The sequence below is a fragment of the Stenotrophomonas sp. 3diitr2024 genome (genome assembly GCF_042136455.1).
Taxonomy (GTDB): Bacteria; Pseudomonadota; Gammaproteobacteria; order Xanthomonadales; family Xanthomonadaceae; genus Stenotrophomonas; species Stenotrophomonas sepilia.
Genome location: NZ_JBHHMJ010000446.1, coordinates 1 through 322, shown reverse-complemented (window position 1 = coordinate 322; position 322 = coordinate 1). Strand labels below are relative to the sequence as shown.

At 63.4% G+C, this 322-nt stretch carries 1 pseudogene; it reads left to right on the top strand.

What is annotated here, in order from left to right:
* Positions 1-107 precede the first annotated feature (107 nt).
* Positions 108-221 (top strand): annotated as a pseudogene (locus tag ABGA94_RS11035) (diguanylate cyclase); the annotation flags it as partial.
* Between the last annotated feature and the right edge of the window lie 101 nt (positions 222-322).

The window sequence follows — 322 nt, the reverse complement described above, 5'->3', positions numbered from 1 at the left end:
AATGCCCGGATGCCAGATCCCGCATCCGGCACGCACATCTCCGCCCGATCAGGCGTATCGTTGCCGCTCGCATTGCCAGCAAGGAAAACCCGCATGTTGAAGATCTGGGGCCGCCGCAGGCGCTGCTGCTGATCGATTGCGACCGTTTCAAGCAGATCAACGACCGCCACGGCCACCAGGCCGGCGACCGCGTGCTGCAGAGCATGGGCAACATCACCCGGGTAACTGTCGAACGTGCCGGCGTATTACAGGCGCTGCGGGTTGCGCCTGGGGAGAAAGTCGAAGCAGGCCAGCCGCTGGCGAGCGTCACTATTCCAGAACT